This is a genomic window from Candidatus Margulisiibacteriota bacterium (assembly GCA_028715625.1).
GTDB lineage: Bacteria > Margulisbacteria > Riflemargulisbacteria > GWF2-35-9 > GWF2-35-9 > JAQURL01.
Window position 1 is genome coordinate 24521 of record JAQURL010000029.1, and the last position, 7057, is coordinate 31577.

The window sequence follows — 7057 nt, forward strand, 5'->3', positions numbered from 1 at the left end:
ACTATTTGCTTTTTTGCAATTCAACCAGTTTTTCTTCTTCTTCTGCAACCATATGCGCCACATGCTTTTTTAAAAAGTCCAGTGCGTAAAAATTTTCTTGGATGACGCTGTAAAACTCTATCAGGAACATTTTTTCAAAAGTCACTTTTTGTTCGTTGGCAGCAGTCAGCAGATAATTATAAAAATCTTTAATACTTTCCATTTCGTTCAAATAGGAGAGACATTGAAATTGGGCCAGCTCTTCCCTGAACTCTTTAAAATTTTTATATTTTAACCCTTTGGTTATAAGGGCCAGAAGTTTGTCTTTGTTGCTGGCTGTCGGCCTGAGTTTCGGAAAGAATATAACCAGTTGATTTAAGCGGTAACAAATGGTGGCCAGCAGGTCAAACGGCCCTTTATTTTTTTTCCTTACACAAGCCCTGGCAACATCCATAAAGCTTTCGGGCTGATTCAGATAATCAAGTTCCTCTTCTTTTTGCGTCATTATAGGTTTGTTATTCCCTTATAAGATTTGTTTAAAACATGAAATATTTATTTTTGGGATACGATAAATTTAATGAAGGATAATGTTTAGGGGATACTATGCATAAAAAGATAATAAGTACCGGAATAACCGGCAAACCTCATAAAAGTACGAACAAGATTCATGCTACGGCAATATCTCCGGGTCTTGTTTTTGCTGACAAAAAAGATATTTTTTATTATCAGGTCCTGAGTATTCAGGACATTAAATTGCCGGAACATTTAATAAATGCCGATTTGGGTAAACGAGACGATAAGTGGGTTGAGAAGCAAATACAACTTTTTTGTAAAGCCGCGGCTGCTATTAAGGAAAAAGCCAACAGGTGCCCAACCCAGATAGGACATATCAAGCAAACTTTATCTGATCCGGGATATATTTATATAACCGAAGAAAGAGTTCGCAAGAAGCTGGAAGAAGAAAGGAAGTCTTTACCTGAGGTAATCAAAGAATTAACTATAGATTATTTGAATGAAATAAAAGACCTTCTGGAATTTCAGCCATACATGAAAGAAGGTTATTATGACGCGGAAGCTTTGGGTTTAAGTCTGCTGGAAGAATTGGGGGTAAATCTTTTTCAAAATTTTATGCAGTTGAATCTGAAAAAAGGCCAAAGACCTGTTCTTATTGTGAATCGTTTGTCTCATGATATGTGTTATTTGATACAAAATAACATTTCAGCAGTTATTGCTAAGGAAAATTCAGGATCAGGACATCCTGCGATTATGGTTAAAGCCATGGGCATCCCTATGATTACGGGCGTGGACATAGAAGACTTGAAAAATGTTGAGAATGTTTTTGTTGATGCGAATGCAGGGAATGTCCATTATAATCTGGAACCAAAAAAAGTGGATATGGTACTGGCTGAGATAGAAAAGTTCAATATTGATAAGGCTAGAAGTTTGCACGTTATGTATAAGGAATCAAAATTTCTGGACGGAATTCCTTTTCAACTGGCTGCGACCATAAATTTAATGCAGGAACTCAGTTATATGCAGGTTACCCTGGCTGATGGCATAGGACTGGTGCGCACCGAAAAAATATTAGCCTCAATCAAACAACTGCCGACTTTTTTACAGCAGAAAGAAATATACAGAAAAATTATCGATGCTTTCCCTGAAGCTATGGTTCGGATTTTTGATGTGGCCGACGACAAACCTTCGGAATATATAAAAGGAAGCGGAAGAGGTATTGATATCATCCGTCAGAATGAAGCTTTTTACATAAATCAACTGGCCGCAATGATCAGCTCCGGGGTAAAAAACATACTGATACCTATGGTAAGGGACGAAAGGGATATCCGTTATATCTACAGGATAATAAAACAGGCCGCCAAGGAATTGGATAGTGAAAATGAAAAGGAAATATTTAACAAACTAGAGAGTATTAAAATTCATGTAATGCTCGAAACCTTTAAGGGGACATATAATCTTAAAAAAATAATAAACGAATTAAAACAGCAGATGGCTGTTTTGCATAATACCAGACCGGACTCAGCTGAAGTTCAGAAGTTAATGAGCGAAACATGCATAAGTATCGGCTGGAACGATTTCAGTAATAATGTATGTTCCGAAACAAGATATGTCCATGATAAAAAGCAGGCTAAATTTAATTTTTTGAAGTATTTATTGATAAAAGATCTTTTTAAACTTATTAAGGATGAAGGTTTAAAAACGAGTATTTGCGGAGAAATACAACCGCTACGCGAAGCAGCTTATATGTTATTCGGACTTGGTGCTGATAAGATCAGTGTATCTTCAGCGGAAATAGTAGACCTAAAAGAGGGCATGACCTTAATGAACAGTCAAAAATTTCCGGAATTTTTTGACCTCCTGCAGGAAATGGAGCCTGTTAAAGAGTTGCTGGAATTTATAAATTTATCTTTGGGTTTTGTAGATGGTAAGTCATTTATAATACCAGGAATTACCGAACAAAAAGCTGAAAAATTAATAGAATATTTGGGCAGGAAAGGTGTACTGAAAAAGAATAGAATACAACATATAAGTGATGAAAAACTTGATAGTATCAAAACGTATCTGGATGAGAAGTATCCTGAGCAAAAGGAATATATCCTTATGGTCTTGAGCTTGGCTTGCGGCAATCCTTACCTGAACTTTTTTTTCAGATTAAGCAAAGGTTTGATTAATTCTGAAAAATTTCAAATACTGCTTAGCGGCGCCGGCGAATCTATATCGGATTTATTCAGAAACAGGTTCGACTATTTATCTACGCCTTAATTATAACAAGCAAAATAGTTATAAATAAATTTCGCTAAATGTTATATAATTCTTCTAATGGACAAAGAATTACGCTATAAAATTCGCGAGCTGGCCAAGCATATAAAGAGTTATAACAAGTACTTTGATCTGGATAAATTTTTCGCGGCCTTTGAATTCGCTCTGGAGGCCCATAAGGGGCAGAAACGTAAATCAGGGGAAGATTACATCTGGCATCCGGTAAATGTTACCGAGATACTGGCTGACTATGAAGCCGATGAAAAAACAATAATTGCCGCTCTTTTGCATGATACGGTTGAAGATACCAATATTACTTTTCAGGACATTGAAGCAGACTTCGGTGAAGATATTGCCAAAATTGTTGACGGGGTTACAAAGCTGGGCAGGATAAACTTCAGCAGCGCCGAAGACGCCAAAGTAGAAAATTTTCGTAAAATGTTTCTGGCCATGGCCAAAGATATTCGCATTATCATCATTAAACTGGCAGACCGTTTGCATAATATGCGAACACTGAAATTTTTAGACGAAGAGAAACGCAAACTCATTGCCAAAGAAACGCTGGACGTTTATGCTCCGCTTTCACACAGACTGGGCATGTCTAATATTAAATGGGAGCTTGAAGACCTCTGTTTCCGTTATCTGCACGAACAGGATTATCAAAAGTTGAAAAAAGAAATCGCGGCCAAGCGGGAGGAACGTGAACAATATATACAGGATTTTGTAACAGATGTGGAAGATATGCTCAAAGCAGAACATATAACACCTGCAGTTACCGGACGGCCCAAGCATTTTTGGTCTATCTACAATAAAATGCGCCAGCAGCGCACCAGCATTAAGAACCTTTACGATTTATACGCCATTCGTATAATTGTGGAAAACACTAAAGAATGTTATGCCACCTTGGGTATAATTCATACGCATTTCAAACCGATTCCGGGTCGTTTTAAAGATTATATCGCCATGCCCAAACAGAACATGTACCAGTCTATTCACACTGTAGTTATTGGTCCTGAAGGGAAACCGGTAGAGGTGCAGATCCGGACCAAGGAAATGCATAAAGTTTCCGAGTTCGGTATTGCCGCGCACTGGAGGTATAAAGAAGGCAAAATCAAGGAAGAACCGTTTGAAAAGAAACTAGCCTGGCTGCGTGAACTTATTGAGTGGCAGGATGATGTAGATAATAAGGATTTTTATGATAACCTGAAGCTGGACCTGTTTACAGATGAGATATTTGTATTTACTCCCAAGGGTGATGTTTTTGAACTTCCGGCCGGGGCTACACCGCTGGATTTTGCTTACAGGGTTCATACGGAAATAGGCCATCGTTTCAGGGGAGCTAAAGTAAATAATCAAATAGTAAATATCGATTTTAATTTGTCCAACGGCGATATAGTGGAAATTATTACAGCCAACGTGTCCATGCCCAAACTTTCCTGGTTATCTGTGGTAAAAACCTCTTCAGCGCGCAATAAAATTAAACAATGGTTCAAAAAAAATACAAGTCTCTACGATGATGAAAAGCTGCCGGCAAAGTCGGCGGAAAAAGCTGAAGAAAAAAAAGTGGAAACATCTACAGAGAAGGAAATAGAATGCCTGCCGGATAAAACTTTAGGCAAGGACGCTCGCAAAAGCAGCGGTATTATTGTTCAGGGCGACACTGATGTGCTTACATATTTAAGCCGTTGTTGTAACCCTGTGCCGGGCGATGATATAATTGGATATATTACCAAAGGCCGGGGCATCGCTGTCCATCAGAAATCATGCAGAAATGTACTTTTGCTGGATCAAGCCAGGCTGATCAGGGTAAAATGGGATGAGTGTTACGGTGGCAGTTTTGATTTGGCCATTGAAATTGATGCTTATGATCGGGTTGGGCTGCTTAATGATATAGTAGCCAAAATAACCGAGATGAAAATTAATATCTTGAATGGCCAGATAAAGACTACAACCAATGCCAAGGCTAAAGTAAATTTGATGATCAGCATACCGAATATCAAATTACTGGAAAGCATAATAAACAAAATAAAAATGGTAAGCGATGTATATGATGTCAGAAGGAAATAAAAGATAAATGGGTAAATTATTATTTTTGCTTGTTCAGGCCGCTCTTATAAATAACTTTGTTTTAGCCAGGTTTTTAGGCATATGTCCGTTTATCGGAGTATCCAACAATTTTCAGTCGGCAGGTGGCATGGGGATGGCAGTTACCTTTGTAATGCTCGTTGCCAGTATTGCTACCTGGTTTATACAGAAACTTATACTGGTCCCATTGCATGCGGAATACCTGCAGGTAATTTTTTTCATTCTGGTCATTGCCGGTCTGGTTCAGTTTATTGAAATGATCATCAATAAAAAATCTCCGGTACTGAAAAGAATGTTGGGAATATATTTGCCGCTTATAACCACGAACTGCGCGGTGCTGGGTGTTGCGGTCATAAATGTGATGAACAATTATAATTTGTTAGAGAGTATAATTTACAGTATCGGGGGCGGACTGGGTTTTACTCTGGCCCTGTTTTTAATGGCTGGAATACGTGAACGTCTGGAAGAAGCCAATGTCCCCAGGATTTTTAAGGGCGTGCCCATTGCTTTTATTACAGGCGGACTTTTATCGCTGTCTTTTATATTGTTTTCATCTTTCTGAAAAAATACAGCGGATAAAGTGTAAAGGAGTTAACAAACGTGTTTGAAATTCTAAGTGTTATTCTTCTGGCTTTGCTTGGTTTGGGCCTGGGCATTTTTTTAGCCTACAGTTCTCAAAAATTTAAAGTGGAAAAAGACCCCAAAATAGAAAAATTGGAGGAAGCGCTGCCCGGGTCAAATTGCGGTGCCTGCGGTTATCCCGGATGTTCCGGTCTGGCTGAAGCTCTGGCCAAGGGCGAGGCAGCTTATGATGCGTGTAAAGCGGGAGGCTCAACTACAGCAGATAAAGTTTGTGCAGTTCTGGGTAAAGATATACAAAATGAAAAGAGCGAAAAACAATTTGCCTATATTCGTTGTAAGGGAATGGGAAAAGATGTGGCTAAAGAAAAATTTACCTATATAGGCATTGATTCCTGTTTAATGGCCATGCAAACCGGTGGTGGCTGGAAAGAGTGTTCTTACGGTTGTCTGGAGTTGGGTGATTGTGTGAAAGCCTGTATTTTTGATGCCTTGAAAATTAATAAACAGGGTTATCCGGAAGTAAATGTGGCCAAATGCACAGCCTGTGGTCTGTGTGTTAAAGCCTGCCCCAAGAATTTAATAACAATGATCGGACTGAAAGACAAGACCTATCTGGTTGGATGCCAGTCAAAAGACAAAGGCAGCGTTGTTAGAAATGTTTGTAAAATTGGCTGTATCGGCTGCGGTCTTTGTGTAAAAGCCTGTAAATACCATGCCATTAAACTGGAAAACGCTTTGGCGGAAATTGATCAGACCAAATGCAAGTTTTGTGGAGAGTGCGTAAAGGTTTGTCCGCAAAAGACTATTGATTGCCTGGATGCACCGTTATGTGTTGATACCGCAAGTAAAAAAAGTGATGCTTGTGCTGCCTGCGGAGTTTGTAAGTAATCAGTTATCCGAAGATTTTTTTTACCGCATTGCTTAATACATCTTCTTGTATGGGTTTGATGATATAGTCGATTGCGCCTGCTTCCAGCGCCTCAATGATCGTATTCTGGTCGCCGATATTGGTGAGCATAATGACCTTGGCTTGTTTGTTGATTTGTATAATTTCTTTAAGCGCCTCTATCCCATCCTTTAAGGGCATCGTAATATCGAGAATTGTCAGGTCGGGTTTCTTTAATTTGAATAGCTCTACAGCCATTACCCCGTTATCTGCTTCAATAATTTCATGATTAAGATTTTTTAAAATATAGGTTACGCGCATCCTTACCAGCTCTGCGTCATCCACTACCAGGATTTTTGCCATTGTCTGTAAAACCTCCTCCTCAGGCAGATTGTTTTCAATAAAATAATACAACAAATGAATGCTTTTATCTATGCCACAGGTTTTTTTTGGGATAAACTATTATTATGAAGTATTTCAAAGGTTCTTTATACTTTTCAGTGGTTGTATTTTTTTTGGTTTTTTTGTGGGGGTTTCATCTGGGCGGAATAAATCTGGCCATGGAGGGTTTATTTATAGCGGCCATACTTTCGGTAATGGAAGTGAGCCTTTCATTTGACAATGCTGTAGTGAATGCATCTGTTCTGAAAACCATGAGTGCCAAATGGCAAAAAAGGTTCTTAACCTGGGGAATTATTATCGCTGTGTTTGGGATGAGACTTTTATTCCCAATTCTGATTGTAGCAATTA

Annotated in this window: 7 protein-coding genes; 5 read left to right on the top strand and 2 right to left on the bottom strand. The window is 38.7% G+C overall.

The features are described from left to right. Position 1 precedes the first annotated feature (1 nt). Positions 2-484 (bottom strand): hypothetical protein, encoded by a 483-nt coding sequence (locus PHV30_06175; GenBank protein ID MDD5456603.1) that lies wholly within the window; start codon positions 482-484, stop codon positions 2-4. A 98-nt stretch (positions 485-582) separates the two neighbouring features. Between PHV30_06175 and PHV30_06180 the strand changes: the two genes are divergently transcribed. Genes PHV30_06180 through PHV30_06195 form a run of 4 tightly spaced genes read left to right on the top strand, consistent with a single transcriptional unit; the run spans position 583 to position 6309 of the window. After that, positions 583-2757, top strand: coding sequence for an aldolase/citrate lyase family protein (locus PHV30_06180; GenBank protein ID MDD5456604.1), 2175 nt, complete (start codon positions 583-585; stop codon positions 2755-2757). 57 nt (positions 2758-2814) lie between these two features. Then, positions 2815-4821 carry a bifunctional (p)ppGpp synthetase/guanosine-3',5'-bis(diphosphate) 3'-pyrophosphohydrolase gene (locus PHV30_06185; GenBank protein ID MDD5456605.1) on the top strand — a complete coding sequence of 669 codons (2007 nt, stop codon included), beginning with the start codon at positions 2815-2817 and terminating at the stop codon, positions 4819-4821. A gap of 7 nt (positions 4822-4828) precedes the next feature. Further along, on the top strand, positions 4829-5401 hold the full coding sequence (rsxA, locus tag PHV30_06190; protein ID MDD5456606.1) for an electron transport complex subunit RsxA: 573 nt from the start codon (positions 4829-4831) through the stop codon (positions 5399-5401). 38 nt (positions 5402-5439) lie between these two features. Continuing rightward, the gene (locus tag PHV30_06195; GenBank protein ID MDD5456607.1) at positions 5440-6309 is read left to right on the top strand and encodes an RnfABCDGE type electron transport complex subunit B; all 870 of its coding nucleotides are present in this window, start codon (positions 5440-5442) and stop codon (positions 6307-6309) included. Between the two features lie 4 nt (positions 6310-6313). On the opposite strand, the gene PHV30_06200 is transcribed toward PHV30_06195, so the two are convergent. Beyond that, the gene (locus tag PHV30_06200; protein MDD5456608.1) at positions 6314-6670 is read right to left on the bottom strand and encodes a response regulator; all 357 of its coding nucleotides are present in this window, start codon (positions 6668-6670) and stop codon (positions 6314-6316) included. Between the two features lie 104 nt (positions 6671-6774). On the opposite strand from PHV30_06200, the gene PHV30_06205 reads away from it, so the two are divergent. Next, on the top strand, positions 6775-7057 hold a 283-nt coding region (locus PHV30_06205), incomplete at its 3' end, for a DUF475 domain-containing protein (protein MDD5456609.1).